The sequence below is a fragment of the Amycolatopsis suaedae genome (assembly GCF_004214935.1).
Lineage (GTDB): Bacteria > Actinomycetota > Actinomycetes > Mycobacteriales > Pseudonocardiaceae > Amycolatopsis > Amycolatopsis suaedae.
Map to the genome: position 1 here is coordinate 281,669 of NZ_SFCC01000010.1, position 15,340 is coordinate 297,008.

Genomic DNA, 15,340 nt, shown 5'->3' on the forward strand with positions numbered 1-15,340 from the left:
GACACGGCGTGGTTGGGTTTTCGGTTCACCAGCTTTCTGTGGTCCCTTTGGGCTGTTTTGCTCTCACCCTGTGATAATTCGAAGAACTGCTGGTAGCGGTTCTACTAATGGACTGGACCATGTGGGGTCTTGGTCTAGACCACGTGACGGGGGTCACTTTAGACTCGCTTTGCCGCCGTGTTTGTCTCCTCCGCCCGTCTTTATTGGAGTCCTTCAATGGCAACGAAGCTGATCAAGAGACTCGCCGCGGTCGCCGCCCTCGCGGTCACCGCACCCCTGCTGTTCGCCGGCGTCGCCTCCGGTCACGGCTACACGACGAACGCCCCCAGCCGCTCCTACAACTGCAAGACCGGCGCCGCCCAGAACTGCGGCCCCGTCCAGTGGGATCCACACAGCATCGAAGGCCCGAAGGGCTTCCCGGCAGCCGGCCCCGCGAACGGCAAGATCTGCGCGGGCGGCCTGTCCCAGTTCGCCCAGCTCGACGACCCCCGCGGCGGCAACTGGCCAGCCAAGCAGGTTTCCAGCGGCAGCTTCACGTTCACCTGGACGCTGACCGCGCCGCACGCGACCACGTCGTTCCGCTACTTCATCACCCGCAACGGCTGGAACCCGTCGGCTCCGCTGACCCGGGCCCAGCTCGAGTCGCAGCCGTTCTACACGGTGCCGTTCAACGGCGCGCGTCCCGGCTTCAACGTCTCGCACACGGGGCAGCTGCCCTCCGGCAAGTCCGGCAGGCACCTGATCCTCGCCGTCTGGGACATCGCCGACACCGGGAACGCCTTCTACCAGTGCGCTGACGTCACCTTCTGATCATCCGGGCCGAGCCGGTCTGCCACCCTGCAGCGGCCGGTTCGGCCCGGCCCTCACGCGTCCGCGTAGACGTCCTCGAGGATCGTCGGCACCACCGGGGTGAGGAACGGATCGGCCCGCTCGGTCACCTGCCCCCTGGCCATCCGGTAGACCCGGAACTCGTTGTCGTGCCCGAAATCCTCGTCGTCGAGCACGTAGAGCAGCCCGTACGAACCGGGTGCCAGCTCCCCCACCCTGGCGAACAGCCGGATCAGCTCGGGGCCCAGCGTGCTCGGCCGCTTCAGCACGCCACCGAGATGCAGCACCGGCACGCCGTTCGCCCAGCGCAGGTCGACGAGGCCCGGCGCGGCGAACTCGCGCACCAGCCGGCCGACCCGTTCGACAGCGCGGTCCAGCAGGCCGTCCGGCTCGCTTTCGTCGGCGCTCACCTGGATGGTCACCCAGCCGTGATACTCGTACATGCGGGCAGCCTAGAACCGCCTTGTCGACACGATCAGGCCGGTTCCTTGAACGGATCGTGTTCGGCGAGCAGCTTGTCCAGCCGGGCCTGGTCGACGCGGCTGGAGAGGTAGGTGTCCTCCTGCCGGTCCCGCACGCACTTGGCGAGCGTGAACGCCGAGGTCACCGTGTAGAGCAGGCCGAGAGCGAGAAACGCCCGCACCCACGGGTCGACGGGCAACAGCGCCACACCGAGCGCCATGGCGACGACCGCGACGGCGAAGGAAATGGCCGCCTGCGCGAAGAACGCGCCGGTGGTGGACGAGGTCGAGGACATCGTTTTCGTGGACATGGTTCCACCGTGCGACATCCGGGGCGATCAAGTCTTGAGTACGGCTACTCATTTAGAGGTCGCGCCGATAGGGGCGACCTCTTGAGATCACGAAAAACACGGAACCCGCCCGGCGGCCCCCTCAACCACCGGGCGGGAAGACCCGGGCTACAGGCCCGTGCAGGCCACGACGGTGAACGCACCCGAACCGGTCTGGGTGTCGACGACCTTGCCGTCGACGGTGATCTTGCAGGTCACCGTGCCGCCGTCCGGGCCGGTGGTGGCGGTCAGCAGGCCACCGGGAACCGGGCCCTTGTTCTGTACGTCCTTGCGCCACGGCAGCGTGGGAACGTCCTCGCTGAGCGGGTTGGTGCCCTCGCCGTAGGTCACGTCGACGGCGGCGGCGTCGCCGGTGAGTTCGTAGGTCACGTTGGCCGTGCGGTTGAGTTCCTTGTCCACCTGGTCGACGGCGGCGTTGAACACGAACACCCAGAGGATGCAGACCGCCAGGCCCAGCACCGACACGACGACGCCCGCGATGGACAGCCCCTTGTTGGTGGCCATCCCCTTCGCGGCCCTGGCGATGCCGAGCGCGCTGAAGATGATGCCGAGGATCACCAGCGGCCAGGCGACGACACCGACCACGGGGATCAGCGACGTCACCAGGCCGACGATGCCGAGGATGAAACCGGTGGTGCCGAAACCGTTGCGGGGCGGCTGCGGCGGCGCGACGGGCGGGTAGGGGATCTGCTGGGTCACGACTGGTCCTTTCCAATGGGGATGAGCGGATGCAACCAGCGACCCGGGCCTGTCCGCGTCGTCCGCGACGCGGTGGCCGTTCAATCGAAAGTCGTAACCTCGGCGGCCCGAAAGCCGCCGAACCGCTGATGCCGAGGCCCCCCGCCGTGTCCGTACGCTGCGCGTATGGGAAGACGTGTGCTCAGCGTGCTCACCACCGTTTTCGCGGTGGCCGCGTGCGTGATCAGCAGCTTCTACGTCTTCGGCGCGCACTACCACGTCCCCGGTGGCGACCTGGTGGCCACGTGGTGGACCACGCTGACCTTCCTGGCGAGCATCGGTGCGGCGGTGATGTTGTGCTGGCGGCACCGCTGGCCGACCGTCGTACTCGGCATCGCGCTGGTGCCGTCACTGCTGATGGTCTCCGACGCGCTGGCCGCGTTGATCGCGTTGGCGGCCTTCGCCGCCCACCGCCGCGACTGGCAGCTGGTGGTGGCTTCGCTCGCCGTCTACGCCGCCACCGCGCTGGCGGTGCTGCGTGACTTCGGCAGGCATCCGGATGTGACCGTCTTCGGCCGGTTCTTCAGCACCGAGCCCGTGGCCGCCAAGGTGATCGGCACGCTGGTGATCGCCAGCTTCCTCACCGCGATCCCGCTCGCCGTCGGCGTGTGGCGTGGAATGCGCAAGGACCTCACCGCGCGCGAGACGCGGGAACGGCAACTGCGCGAGGAAATGGCGCGGCGGCAGGAACGAACGCGCATCGCGCGGGAGATGCACGACGTGCTCGGCCACCGGCTCACGTTGCTGTCGTTGCAGGCCGGCGCGCTGGAGGTGACCAACGGCGGTTCGGCCGACGTCGCCCGGACCGTGCGCACCACGGCCCGCCAGTCGCTGGACGACCTGCGGCAGGTGATCGGCGTGCTGCGCGACGGCGAGGGCGGTGCCGAGCAGGAGGACGCGCCGTCCGTCGCGCCCCAGCCGTCGCTGACCGACATCCCGGAACTGGTGGCAGGTGCCCGCCGCTCCGGGCTGACGGTGAACCTGACCGTCCTGCTGGAGGAGACCGCGGGTGCGCCGGCGCCGCTGGGCACGGCGGCGTACCGGATCCTGCAGGAGGCGCTGACCAACGTGCTGCGGCACGCGCCGGGGCAGCCGACCGAGGTGAGCGTGCGCGGCGGCCCGGGCGCCGGGGTGACCATCGAGGTGGTCAATCCCTTGCCCGCCAAGGCATCCCCGTCGCCGGGTTCGGGTACCGGCCTGGCCGGGCTCGCCGAGCGGGCCGCGGTGGTGGGCGGCAACGTCACCGCGGGGCCGACCGACGACGGCTGGTTCGCCCTGCGCGCGGTCCTGCCCTGGGAGCGCGGCTAATCTGACTCGGTGCTGCGAGTCCTGCTCGTCGACGACGACCCCCTGGTCCGCACCGGGCTGTCCATGATCCTCGGCAGCACCGGCGACATCACCGTCGTCGGCGAGGCCGGGGACGGCGACGAGGTCGTCACGAAGGTCGCCATGCACGCGCCGGACGTCGTGCTGATGGACATCCGCATGCGCCGGATGGACGGCCTGACCGCCACCGCGGCCGTGACCGCGCTGCCGATGGCGCCGAAGGTGCTGGTGCTGACGACGTTCGATCTGGACGAGTACGTGTTCGAGGCACTCGCGGCAGGGGCGAGCGGGTTCCTGCTCAAGGAGGGCTCGCCGCAGGACATCATCGACGCGGTCCGGGTGGTGGCGGCCGGCGAGGCGATGCTGGCCCCGCAGGCGACCCGGAAACTGGTCTCGCACTTCGTCGCCGCCAGGACCAGCCCCCGGCGGCAGCGGGCACGGTCGCTGCTCGGTGTGCTGTCGGAGCGCGAGCGCGAGGTCGTGACCGCGGTGGCACGCGGCAGGTCCAACGCGGAGATCGCCGGTGCGCTGCACCTGAGCGAGGCCACGGTGAAGACGCACATCACGCGGATCTTCGCCAAGATCGACGCGGCCAACCGGGTGCAGCTGACGATCTTCGCCTACGAGTCCGGCCTGGTCACGCCGTGACTGACCGTGCCAGAGCACAAAGAAAACCCGGCTCCACGAGGGAACCGGGTGGGTACTACCCACGCTAGACGTCGAGCCAACCGCCGTCAACTTGACAACTGACACACCGTCGACCGGCTACCAACCTGGCGGGCGGGTAAACGACCCGGCCGGATCCGGCATCTGGTGGTCGGTGAAATCCGACCGGGAGAGCTGACGCCACCAATGCCTTCCGACTCCGTCTGTTGCCTTGCCCTGCAGTGCACCCGCGAGGAAGCCGGTCGACGGGTTCACAACACCAACCGGCACGTAGTTCCGCACGATCTTGAGGGGTAGACCGAGGTCGGAATCGTTGGAGACCACTACTACCGCGTCCACCTCCCGGCTGAGCACGTCTACCAACATGTGTGTCGCCACATTCACGTCACTCCCCTTCTCTTCCCGGACCAGCGCTGTTGCCAGGATGATGCGATCACCGTTCGCGTCATTCGCGACCATCAAGGGGAGATCGACTTCGGGCATCTGAGCAGGCGGACGCACCAGCTGCGGCCGTCCCTTACGGGGCTGGCAAGCAAGGGGCACCTGTTTGGTCCGAGCTACATACTGACCGAACTCGATGTGATCAACTGCTCCCTCGGCATCCAAGGCTTTCAGGTAGACGTCCTGGTCAACGTAGGCAACGGGTGCCTCTGCGGCATCTATCCTCGCCGTGCAGTAGACGACTCGATTGACACGCGCACCCGACCAGTTGGCACGTTGTGCGACAAGGGCGGCAGCCAGCGACTTCGGCGACAACCATCTCCAACCTGCCACATCGCGTCCGAACCAACGCCTACCCGAGTAGTAGAGGTTAAAGCCATCCACGTAAACACCCACACGCATCAGGCCCCCCGGTCGTCTCCGGCCCAGCCGGGCTCTGATCGGTTCTTCGTCGTCGAAGGGGCGAAGGCAAGGCTCCGGACGAACGTAGCCACACGGTCAGCATCGTCCGGTGTCAGGTCCACCGGCAACTGAATCTGAACCAGCAGATCAGGCCTGATCGGGAGCTGATAGGTCACGATCGGCGCCGATATCGGACGCGAGCCGTCTTCCAAGAGCGCAAAGTTTCTACGGTCGGACCCTGCGGGTTCCGCCTCGACCACTTGAGTGGGCGCCACGTTCGTTACGCGCGATGTCGCGGCTGAACGCCTCGTCTTGACGACGTTCTTCCAGGTTGGGTCACCGTCCAACCATGCCAAATACATGGCCACCGAGTTCCTGAACCGGGTCTTGTACGTAGCGAGGCTTGCAGTTGAGTAGTTCATCCGGTTGAGGCTGTCGAATCGATCGAGGACACGCTCGACGTCCAGAGATCTAATGTCAACACCATCTGGATCTGCTTCGCTCGCTAGAACTTTCGTCGCAGCGACCCGCTGCGCGTTGCCCGTGGATGGGTTTATCTCGCCATACTTCACCACTCGGTCAAGGAACTCCTTCAGCCCCGCGCCTGTGGCTGCCGTCAGATCGGTCATCGGCCCACCTCGTTGTATCCCCGAAGAAGCCTACAACCAACCATCAAGACACGTCAATTGACTAGACAGATGCCGATCTAAGCATCTGGACGACAGCTTGTCCCCTCGGCCTTCAGGCCATTGCTTGTGACTTCGCCGAAGTTTCGGATGCCTAGGCTGCGGAGTCCGGGGGAGCGAGCCGCACGACCAGTTCGGCACCGAGCGCGTGCGCGAGACGTTCGAGCACGGGGATCGTGGGCGTAGTACCACCAGCCTCGAAGCGTGCGACCGCCGGCTGAGTCATCCCGGCAGCGGCGGCGAGCTGGGTCTGTGTCCAGCCGTTGGCCTCGCGCATCTCGCGGACCGTCTTGCCGAGTTCGAAAGCGAGACGCGCGGCCTCATACGCCTCCTCGGCTCCCGGCTCCTCCATCCGCCTGTCGCGGAGCTGCCGCCAGTCAGTGCGCTGACCCACTTCCCTCACTCCCCGTCGTACTCCGTGTGCCCTTCCGCGATACAACGCGCCATTGCTCTGCGAGCCCGCTCGACCTCACGTTCCTCACGCATCCGTGTCTTGCGAAAGACCGTCAGCAACACAATCCGCCTGCCCGATGCGATCCAGTACGTGAGCCGCATCGCCTCGCCGTCGAGGTGGAACCGCAACTCTCGCAACTTGCCATCGAGCTGCCGCGTATAGGGCTCACCCAGCAGCACTCCGTGTTCCGCGAGCAGATCCACGTAGAACGCCGCTGTCGCGAAGTGACCCGTGGTCAGCTGCTCCAGCCAGTCACGAACCTCCGGCTCCAGCTCAACGGTACCCCAAGGCATATCATCGATGCTATAGCCGCTGGTGGATCCACTAACGGGTGACTACGACCGGTCGACGTCCAACCCAACGGGGCAGGAGACGCCGGTGCCGCCGAGGCCGCAGTAGCCGTTCGGCACCTTGTGCAGGTACTGCTGGTGGTAGTCCTCCGCGTAGTAGAACTCCCGCAGCGGCGCCACCTCGGTGGTGATCTCCCCGTGGCCGGCCGTACGCAGGGCCTGCTGGAACGTCTCCCGCGATCGCTCGGTCTCCGCCCGCTGCTCCTCGTCGGCGTAGTACACCGCCGACCGGTACTGGGAGCCGACGTCGTTGCCCTGCCGCATCCCCTGCGTCGGGTCGTGGCCCTCCCAGAAGACCTTGAGCAACGTCTCGAACGACACCTCGGCGGGGTCGAAGACGACCAGGACCACCTCGGCATGGCCGGTCAGGCCGGTGCAGGTCTCTTCGTACGTCGGGTTCGCCGTGTACCCGCCCGCGTACCCCACCGCGGTCGAGTAGACGCCGGGCGTCTGCCAGAACAGCCGCTCCGCGCCCCAGAAACAGCCCATCCCGAACACCGCCGTACGCATGCCGTCGGGGAACGGCGCGACGATGCGGCGGTCCGGGAAGACCGCGTGGTACTCCGGCACCGGAATCGGGCGGTCCCTGCCGGGCAGCGCCTGGTCCGCCGACACGATCGTGCTCTTGCCACGTCCGAACAACGCCATACGTCCATCGTACGTAGGTGTCGAAAGCTACCCCCGGGTTAACACAATGGGGATCCCATCACGCACCATGGTTGCGCTGAGTTAGGTGAGTCGGGGAGGGATCCGGGGTGCGACGGCGCTGGACGACCCTGCCCGCGACCGTCGCCGTCCTGCTGGTCGTCGCGGCGATCCCGACGGCCGCCTGGCTGGCCTGGGGCAGCGGGGCCTCCGGCGAACCACCCCTGCCGCCCACCTCGCAGGCCGACCCCGCACCGCGCCGACCTGGGCCGGAGCCCGATCCGCTGGTCTGGCCCCGGGGCACGCAGGCACTGAAGTACAAGGCCGCGGTCACCGACAAGAAGGGCGCCGAGCTGTTCACCGGCGACGAGCGGATGGAGCTGACCCGCACCGGCGTGGTGACCGTCCAGGTGCTGCGGACCGCCGACGGCACCTTCAACCGCACCATCATGCGGCTCACGGTCCGTGACGGTGCGTCACCGGCGGCGGCCCGGGACGCGCTCGACGCCATCTACGCGGCGGGCGGGCACAGCCTGCGCAAGCCGTCGCCGCCGGGCGTGCTGGTCCGCGGCTACGCGATCGCGGCAGGCCAGCCGACGACCAGCTACCACGCGCACTACGTCCGCGGCCGCGACGTGATCAGGGTCGAGGTCGCCGGGACCGTCCTCGACCCCGTCGACCCGGCTTTCGCCGAACTGCTCGCCGAGCAGGTGAAGGCCTACCCGCCGGACCGGACGTCATGAGGCTCACCAACGCGGAGGTCCTGCTCAGGGCAGGCGGGATGGTGCTGGCCGGCTACGGCTACCTGGCCGGCCTCTGGCTGGACACGCGCGACACCCCGACGCCGCCGGGCGTCACCTGGCTTCGCGAGTGGGTGGCCCGTCCGCTCGGCCTCGGCGAGGACTTCGGCCCGCTCGGCCTGCTGCTGATGCTGGTCGCCGCCGGTTACCTGACGGCCCGCCGCGGCAGGGTCGACGTCGCGTTGTTCGTGCTCGCCGGCCTGACGGTCGCCGGTTACCTCCTCCCAGCCACCAGGGACTTGGTCGCCGTCACCGGGTGGACGGTGCTGCTGGTGGTCATCGGATTCGGCGGTGTCGCCGTGACCGGACTGCTGCCCAGGCCCGCCCGCTGGCTCGGCCCGCTCACGCAGCTGGTGCTTGCCCTGGCCGTCGTCGCCGCGACCGCCACCGCGGCACCCGGCGTGGCGGCCGCCGCCTCGTTCTACCCGCTGGTCGTGGCCGGTCAGCTGATCGCCGGCTGCTCGACCGGTGACCTGCGGCCGTGGACCGGCGGCCTGCTCGGCACGGCCGGTCTCGCGGTGGTCGCTCTCGCCGAGCACCTGGTGCCCACGCTGGACGGCTGGTGGTACCCGGTCGCCGCCACCTACGCCGGCCTGCTGGGCGCGGTCGCGGTGTTGTTCGCCGGCCCGACGGCTGCCCGGCTGGCCACCCTGCCGCCGGTGCGCTGGGCCGCCACTCGCGCCTGGGAACTGGTGCTGCTGGCGGTGCCGGTGGGCCATCCGCTGCTGGATCTGCTCACGACCGTGCCGTTCGCGGCGGCGTTTCCGCTGGCCGTGCTCGGCGTCGCCGCCGCGGCCGAGGTCGTCCACCAGCTGACGCGGCTCTCCCGGCGAAAGGTGCCGGCATGACCCGCACCGCCGCACCGCCGGAGACGGCCACCGAACGCACCGTGCCCATCCCCCGTGTCCACACCTACCTGCACGGGCTGGATCTGCTGCGGGTGATCTGCGCGCTGGCCGTCGTCTACAACCACGTCGCGGGCTGGTCGCGGATGCACGACGGCGACTTCTGGCCCGCGACCCTCGTCGAGGGCGGCCTGGTGGCGTCGCTGCGTCTCAACGAGCTGCTCGGCTTCGTCGGCGTCGGCTCGTTCCTGCTGATCAGCGGCCTGGTGGTGACGCACGTGACGTTCGCCGAGTCACCGGGGCAGTTCCTCGCCCGGCGGGCCACCCGCCTGTTTCCGGCGCTGTGGGTCGCGGTCAGCATCGCGTGGGTCCTGATGCTGGCCGGGGCGACCGGCGCGGGCGCGCGCCCGGACGCGGGCGAGTGGCTGCTGAACCTCGTCCTGCTCAACTACGACTTCGACGGCGTCACGCAGATCCTCCCGGTCAGCTGGACCATGACCGTCCAGGTCGTGTTCTACCTGTTCGTCGCGGCGACCATCCCGCTGCTGCGACGCTGGCCGTGGCTGCCGCCGACGATCGCCGCCGCGTTGATCTCGGCGCTCATCTCGTTCACCGGCGGCCCGTCCGGCGACGCCATGACGCACTGGCGGATCGTGGCCACCTTCCTCCCGGTGCTGTTCCTCGGGCAGCTGGTGATGCTGGTCCGCAAGGGCAAGCTGGCCGTGCCGGTGGCGCTGCTGCTCGGCGTGCTGCACGTCTCGCTGGGCGTCCGCGCGGTCGCGACCTGGCCGGACACGCCCAACGGCACGGCGTGGGTGCGGACCCTGGCGTTGCTCCTGCTGGTCCTGCTGCTGTGCACCAAGGCCAACGGCCGGGTGGCCCGTTCGCGCCCGGTGGCCTACATCGCGGCCCGCACCTACGCCATCTACCTGCTGCACTTCCCGATCCTGCTGGGTGCACTGAACCTCCTGGACCCGGCGCTCGGCTTCTGGCCCGCGCTGCTGATCGGCCTGGTGGTGCTCGTCGCCGCGGTCGAGCTGCTGTACCGGTTCGTCGAACGGCCCATCGCGGCCGCGTACCGCCGCTGGGAGGGCCGCCGGGAACAGCGTCGACGTGAACTCGCCCAATTCTGGGACCGGTAGCGTGTCGATCGGGCACACTATGTGCACCGGTCTCACCCATTCAGACGCGCAGACGATGGAGCGCCCGATGAGCTGGCAGGAAGAGCTGCGTCAGCTGGACGCCCAGCTGGCAGACGGACGGCTGACCCCCGCCGAGCACCGCAGGCAGCGTGACGAGCTACTTGCCGAAGCCTCGGGCGCGGGCTCGCCGTCACCCGTCGCCGCGCCCCTGCGCACCTCCACGCCGATCCGCAGACCGAGACCGGCCGAGCCCGCCGAACAGCCGACCGCCCCGGCACCGACCGCCGAGCCGACCCACTCGGCCACCCAGGTACTGCCGCAGTGGCGCAGTCACAACCCGTCGGCGCCGCCCCCGCCACCGCCGATCTCCCAGCAACCGACCGTCCCCGCTCCCACGCCGGAACCCGCGCAGCCCAAGCCGTCGGCCGCGGCGCTGCTGTCCAACGGCAGGCCGACCAGTGCGCCGAGCCCGGCCGATCAGCGCAGCACCGAGTCGATGCCGGCGCCGGGACCCCAGGTCCGGCAGCCGCAGCCGGCGTTCAGCGCCCCGCCACCCCAGCAGCAGCAACAGCCCCGGTGGCAACCCACCCTGCCGCTGGGCCAGCCCGCCGAGCAGCGACCGGAGCCGGTCGCCGAGCGGCCCTCACGCACGCTTCCCACCTGGCTGTTCCTCGCCCTCGGCGTCTTCCTCGTCGCCGCGTTGATCATCGCGGGCATCTGGTGGCTGGGTGGCAACGAGGAAAACGGCTCCGGCCAGGCGCCGGCCCAGCAGTCGGCACCGGCCCAGGCCGCGCCGCCGCCCGCGGCACCGCCGTCGCTGGAGGACCGCCTGCCGGCGCTGCCGGGCAGGCCGAACGCCAACAACTCCACGATGTCGATCGACCGTGGCCTGGAGCTGAAGCTGTTCGCTCCCGGCGTCGCGGCCATGTTCAAGGAGCGCGGCGCGACCGAGCTGATCTACCGGTCCACCGCCGACGGCAGGGACGGCTACCTGCTGATGGTCGTGCCCACCCGCTCGCCGGAGGACGCCGCCCAGGTGGTGCAGACCCTGCAGAACGACGCGCAGCAGGTCGGCTTCACCAAGCTGAACCTGACGCTGCCCGCCAACAGCAACGCACTGAGCGGCACGAACGACGCCGGCCGCATGAACGCGACCTGGTACGCCTCGGACAACAACGCCGTCGCCGTGTGGGTGTCCCAGCCCCTCGACGGCGAGCGCTCCCGGCTGTCCGAACACCTGACGAAGACGCTCGAAGCGGTGCAGGCGGTGCTCCCGCCGAAGTGATGCCCCATGAGTGTGGCCCGAGACCACGCACCTTCCGGCGGCCGTGCACAATGACGCAGGTCATCGCAGCAAGTCCGCCGATGCCGAACACCTGGAACGAGAGGGGCTAGCGCGTGTCCTGGCAGGAGGAGCTCCGCAAGCTGGACGAGGAACTCGCCTCGGGCCGGCTTTCCGCCGACGACTACCGGGTCCGCCGCGATCAGGTGCTCTCCTCGGCTGTCGCCCCGGGAGACCCGCAGCCGCAGCAACAGCAGCAACCGCCGCAGCAGCCGGGCGGGATGTTCACGCCGCAGCAGCCGACCCGTCAGCCACCGTGGCAGCAGCAACAGCAGCCGCCCCAGCAGCCGACCGGCGACCCCAACGCCACGCAGGTGGTCGGCCCGGTCAGCCCGCCCGCCGGGACCCCGCAGCAGTCGAACGCCGAAGCGACGCAGATCGTCGGCCCGGCCGACCTGAGCTCGGACCGGACGCAGGCCGTCCCGCACTGGCAGGCGCAGGCACCGCAGCAGCCGCAGTACGCCCCGCCGCAGCAGCCGGGCTTCCCCGCGTCGCCCGCGGGCGGCTTCCAGCAGCCGGCGTCCCCGGCCGGTGGATTCCAGCAGCCGCAGCAGCCGCAGCACCCTCAGCAGCAGCCGGGCTGGAACACGCCCGACGACGTAAACCCGCCGTGGGGCGGCTCGGACTTCCCGCCGATCTCACCGGCGTCGGAGTCGGAGTGGACCCGCCAGGGCCCCGAGGCCTTCGACGACAGCGGCAAGGGCAAGGGCGGCAAGATCGCGATCATCGCCGTCGTGGCCGTGCTGGTCCTCGGTGGCCTGGTGACCGGTGGCATCTTCCTGTTCGGTGGCGGCGGTGGCGAGGAGAACCCGCCGACCACCCAGGCACAGTCGCCCCCGCCGCCTCCGCCCGCGCCGCCGAAGCCGACCGGGCCTGGCCCGAACTCGCCGCTGATCGAGCGCATCCCGGCACCTCCCGGTCAGGCCGACGCCAAGAGCGGCAAGCTGGACCTCAACCAGCTCACCACGCTCGGCATCATGGACCAGACCTCCGTCGACGCCCTGAAGGGCAACGGCGCGACCGAGGCTGCCTGGCGTGGTTCGGTCAAGGGCGCCGACGCCAACAGCCCGCACCCGGACAAGTTCTCCGTCACCGCCGTCAAGTTCGCCGACGCCACCAAGGCGCGGGCGGCCGCGACCGCGCTGACCAAGCACCAGGACGAGCTGGGCTGGATCCTCGACAAGACGCAGTTCCCCGGCATCCCGACCTCCGTGGTGTTCCACAAGGAGGTCAACCAGAAGAAGGTCGGCTACCACGGCGTCTGGGTCTCGGGGAACACGCTGGTGCAGGTGAGCGTCTCGCTGGACCCGATCCCGGAGCCGGCCAAGGAGGCCGAGGCCGCGATGAGCGGTAGCTACCAGCGGCAGACGGTCGCCACGCTGAAGAACTTCCCAGCGTCGTAACGTGTCCCGGCTGGTGGCGGCGATCGTCGCTCAGGCGGCCGATCGTGGCTCGATGAGCGACGAGTTGCACTTCGCCGCACACGACTGGGCGGAGCGTCGCCACCTCGACCACGGCAGGGCCAACCTGCTGCGGTCGCTGGACCTGCCGCCGTCGGCCCGGGTGCTGCACGTCGGTGCCGGAACCGGCGCGCTGACGCGGTACCTGGGCGAGACGGTGGCCGAGGTCGTCGCCGTCGAAGCGGACGCCGGGGCCGCCGAGGTCCTGGCCGCCAGGACGGCCGGCCTGCCGGGGGTGACGGTGCGGACCGGCCTGCCGGACGGCCAGTTCGACGTCGCCGTCGCGATCGGCGTGCTGGAGCCGCTGGCGAAGGACGAGCGGGCCGGATTGCTGCGTGAGCTGCGGGCCCGGCTGCGCCCGGGTGGGACGCTGTGTGTCGCGGTGGACAACCGGTTCGGCGCACGTGCGCTGGCCGGTGCGCCGGACCGCAGCACCGGCAGGCGCTGGGACGCCGTCGAGGGGTATCCGTTCGGCGCACCGGCGCGGGCCATGAGCCGCCAGCAGGTGATCACCGAGCTGACCGCGGCCGGGTTCTCGGTCGACGACGTGCTCGGCTGCTTCCCCGACCACCTGGTGACCCGTGCCGTGCTCAGCCCCGAGCTGCTGACCCGCTACCCGCGTCTCGCCGTCGAACTGCCCCGCCTGCCCAGCCCCGACCACGGGCACGACTCACCCCGTCCGGTGGACGAGGCCCGCCTGTGGGCCGGTCTGGTTGAAGCCGGGCAGGCCGACGGCGCGTGGAACAGCATCCTGGTGCTGGCCGCCGTCTCCGGCGCGCCCGCCGAACCGCTCTGGCCCGCGTCGCGGCTCGCCGCCTACTTCAACACCGACCGGGCCGCTCGCTGGTGTACCCGCGCCGAGGTGACCGCGTCCGGGCAGGTCCGCAGGACGCCGATGCTGGAACTGCCCGGCGAGGACACCGAGGTCTCGGTGCAGGCGTGGACGGACCCGGTCTACGACGGTCCGACGCTGGTGGACCTGCTGGTGGCCAAGCCGTGGCTTGCCGAGGACAAGCTGACGGCGTGGCGGGACCTGGTCACCGAGCGGGCCGCCGAGCTGGGCTCCGCGCTGTGGGACCTGATGCCGCACAACGTCGTGGTCACCGCCGACGGCACCCTGCACCCGATCGACCTGGAGTGGCGCTGGACGCCCGCGACGGTGGAGTCCGTGGTCGACCGCGGGTTGCTGCTGGTGGCCGAGCAACTGGCCGCCGCGGCGTGGGCTGGCGCGGGTGGTGGCACCGTCCGCGATCTGGCCGGCTGGCTCGGCACGCTGCTGGGCCGGTCGCCGGACTTCGTACCCGCGGCCGTCGCCAGGGAGGCCCGGTTCCAGGCGCTGCGGCAGTACGGGGACACGCCTGTCGCGCTGGAACGCGAGGAAGGCAAGATACGAACCGCCTGGTACACCCGGCTCGACGAGGCCGTGGTGGTGCGGGAAATGCCTGGGGAGGGCGGGTGAGCGAGTTGGAGAGCCTGAACGACGCCGTGACGCGGGTGATGTCGGGCGTCGACACCACCATCGCCGAGGGCGACACCATGCTCGACGGCCCGCTGGAGCGCTACCTCGACGTGTCCGCGGGCGCCCTGCGTACCGTGCTCGCCGCCCTGCAGCTGACCGGTCACGCCGAACCCAAGCGGGTACTCGACTTCGGCTGCGGCTACGGCCGGGTGCAGCGTGCGCTGCGGGCGGCGTTCCCCGCCGCCCAGCTCTACGCCTGCGACGTCGACCCGGCCGCGGTCGCGCACTGCGCGGCGGCGTTCGGGGCGGTGCCCGTGGCAGGCTCGGCAGACGTCGACCAGATCGAGCAGGTCACCGACATCGACCTGGTGTGGTGCGGCTCGGTGCTCACCCACCTGGACGTCGCGGGCTGGACCGGTGTGCTGCGGTACTTCGGCAGGGCACTAGCCCCGGGTGGCGTGGCGGTGGTGACCACGCACGGCAGGCGGATGGCCTACCGCGCCGAGCAGGACAAGAACTACGGCCTGGAACCGAGGGTCATCGACCGGGTCCTGGCGGCCTACCACGCCTGCGGCTTCGGCTACGCCGACTACTCGTTCCAGCCCGGCTACGGCATCTCGATCACGTCGCCGAGCTGGGCGATCGCCCGCGCGCTCGAGACGCCGGGGCTCCGGCTGGCCGGCTACGACGAGGCGGCGTGGGACAACCACCAGGACGTCATGGTGCTGGTGAAGGACGTGGCGAGGTTGTGGACATGAGAGCCTGTTGGTGGACCTTCGATCGAGGGGATTCGTGATCCAGATGGCTCCTGGCAAGGCGGAGCGAGGTCCTCATATCGGGCATATTCGGGCCTCGCGACAACGCGGCCAGGGGGCATCTGGGCACGAATACCGCGATCATGAGGTTCGCCAACGGGCTCGCAGAGTCACCGGCGGGTTCCAACCG

General features: G+C 69.9%; 18 protein-coding genes. 10 read left to right on the forward strand and 8 right to left on the reverse strand.

Features of this window, described 5'->3' with window-relative positions:
• Positions 1-216: 216 nt before the first annotated feature.
• A complete protein-coding gene (locus EWH70_RS21370) occupies positions 217-810 on the forward strand; it encodes a lytic polysaccharide monooxygenase auxiliary activity family 9 protein (protein WP_130477222.1) in 594 nt (197 codons plus the stop codon).
• 53 nt (positions 811-863) lie between these two features.
• Here EWH70_RS21370 and EWH70_RS21375 read toward each other — a convergent pair whose 3' ends face one another.
• The 3 genes from EWH70_RS21375 to EWH70_RS21385 form a co-directional block, all read right to left on the reverse strand.
• Positions 864-1,271 carry an Imm7 family immunity protein gene (locus EWH70_RS21375; protein ID WP_130477223.1) on the reverse strand — a complete coding sequence of 136 codons (408 nt, stop codon included), beginning with the start codon at positions 1,269-1,271 and terminating at the stop codon, positions 864-866.
• 32 nt (positions 1,272-1,303) lie between these two features.
• Positions 1,304-1,600, reverse strand: a complete 297-nt coding sequence (locus EWH70_RS21380; RefSeq protein ID WP_130477224.1) for a YiaA/YiaB family inner membrane protein — start codon at positions 1,598-1,600, stop codon at positions 1,304-1,306.
• Between the two features lie 147 nt (positions 1,601-1,747).
• Positions 1,748-2,338: a DUF4190 domain-containing protein gene (locus EWH70_RS21385; RefSeq protein WP_130477225.1), complete on the reverse strand. Its 591-nt coding sequence runs from the start codon at positions 2,336-2,338 to the stop codon at positions 1,748-1,750.
• A gap of 165 nt (positions 2,339-2,503) precedes the next feature.
• Here EWH70_RS21385 and EWH70_RS21390 point away from each other — a divergent pair, with 165 nt between their 5' ends.
• Together EWH70_RS21390 and EWH70_RS21395 are read left to right on the forward strand one after the other, a co-directional pair.
• Complete coding sequence (locus EWH70_RS21390; protein ID WP_205669193.1) at positions 2,504-3,685, forward strand: sensor histidine kinase; 1,182 nt, start codon at positions 2,504-2,506, stop codon at positions 3,683-3,685.
• Positions 3,686-3,694: 9 nt separating this feature from the next.
• Positions 3,695-4,351, forward strand: coding sequence for a response regulator transcription factor (locus EWH70_RS21395; RefSeq protein ID WP_205669194.1), 657 nt, complete (start codon positions 3,695-3,697; stop codon positions 4,349-4,351).
• A 117-nt stretch (positions 4,352-4,468) separates the two neighbouring features.
• Here EWH70_RS21395 and EWH70_RS21400 read toward each other — a convergent pair whose 3' ends face one another.
• The 5 genes from EWH70_RS21400 to msrA all read right to left on the reverse strand — a co-directional run bounded on the left by EWH70_RS21400 (position 4,469) and on the right by msrA (position 7,350).
• On the reverse strand, positions 4,469-5,194 hold the full coding sequence (locus tag EWH70_RS21400; protein WP_240687123.1) for a PIN domain-containing protein: 726 nt from the start codon (positions 5,192-5,194) through the stop codon (positions 4,469-4,471).
• A 17-nt stretch (positions 5,195-5,211) separates the two neighbouring features.
• Complete coding sequence (locus tag EWH70_RS21405; protein ID WP_130477227.1) at positions 5,212-5,841, reverse strand: hypothetical protein; 630 nt, start codon at positions 5,839-5,841, stop codon at positions 5,212-5,214.
• 151 nt (positions 5,842-5,992) lie between these two features.
• The gene (locus EWH70_RS21410) at positions 5,993-6,292 is read right to left on the reverse strand and encodes a helix-turn-helix domain-containing protein (protein WP_130477228.1); all 300 of its coding nucleotides are present in this window, start codon (positions 6,290-6,292) and stop codon (positions 5,993-5,995) included.
• A gap of 5 nt (positions 6,293-6,297) precedes the next feature.
• Positions 6,298-6,645 carry a type II toxin-antitoxin system RelE/ParE family toxin gene (locus EWH70_RS21415; protein WP_130477229.1) on the reverse strand — a complete coding sequence of 116 codons (348 nt, stop codon included), beginning with the start codon at positions 6,643-6,645 and terminating at the stop codon, positions 6,298-6,300.
• A gap of 42 nt (positions 6,646-6,687) precedes the next feature.
• On the reverse strand, positions 6,688-7,350 hold the full coding sequence (msrA, locus tag EWH70_RS21420; protein ID WP_130477230.1) for a peptide-methionine (S)-S-oxide reductase MsrA: 663 nt from the start codon (positions 7,348-7,350) through the stop codon (positions 6,688-6,690).
• A gap of 107 nt (positions 7,351-7,457) precedes the next feature.
• Here msrA and EWH70_RS21425 point away from each other — a divergent pair, with 107 nt between their 5' ends.
• The 7 genes from EWH70_RS21425 to EWH70_RS35860 all read left to right on the forward strand — a co-directional run bounded on the left by EWH70_RS21425 (position 7,458) and on the right by EWH70_RS35860 (position 15,153).
• Positions 7,458-8,090, forward strand: coding sequence for a hypothetical protein (locus EWH70_RS21425; protein WP_130477231.1), 633 nt, complete (start codon positions 7,458-7,460; stop codon positions 8,088-8,090).
• Entirely contained in the window at positions 8,087-8,995 is a 909-nt protein-coding gene (locus tag EWH70_RS21430; protein ID WP_130477232.1) for a hypothetical protein, read from the forward strand. Before EWH70_RS21425 ends, EWH70_RS21430 begins: the two co-directional genes overlap by 4 nt.
• Positions 8,992-10,134 carry an acyltransferase family protein gene (locus EWH70_RS21435; protein ID WP_130477233.1) on the forward strand — a complete coding sequence of 381 codons (1,143 nt, stop codon included), beginning with the start codon at positions 8,992-8,994 and terminating at the stop codon, positions 10,132-10,134. The genes EWH70_RS21430 and EWH70_RS21435 overlap by 4 nt, the downstream gene beginning before the upstream one ends.
• Positions 10,135-10,201: 67 nt before the next feature.
• Positions 10,202-11,419: a hypothetical protein gene (locus EWH70_RS21440; protein WP_130477234.1), complete on the forward strand. Its 1,218-nt coding sequence runs from the start codon at positions 10,202-10,204 to the stop codon at positions 11,417-11,419.
• A 113-nt stretch (positions 11,420-11,532) separates the two neighbouring features.
• Entirely contained in the window at positions 11,533-12,879 is a 1,347-nt protein-coding gene (locus tag EWH70_RS21445) for a flagellar basal body-associated protein FliL (protein WP_130477235.1), read from the forward strand.
• Between the two features lies 1 nt (position 12,880).
• Complete coding sequence (locus EWH70_RS21450; protein ID WP_205669195.1) at positions 12,881-14,395, forward strand: methyltransferase domain-containing protein; 1,515 nt, start codon at positions 12,881-12,883, stop codon at positions 14,393-14,395.
• Positions 14,392-15,153 carry a class I SAM-dependent methyltransferase gene (locus tag EWH70_RS35860; protein WP_240687124.1) on the forward strand — a complete coding sequence of 254 codons (762 nt, stop codon included), beginning with the start codon at positions 14,392-14,394 and terminating at the stop codon, positions 15,151-15,153. The genes EWH70_RS21450 and EWH70_RS35860 overlap by 4 nt, the downstream gene beginning before the upstream one ends.
• Positions 15,154-15,340 lie beyond the last annotated feature (187 nt).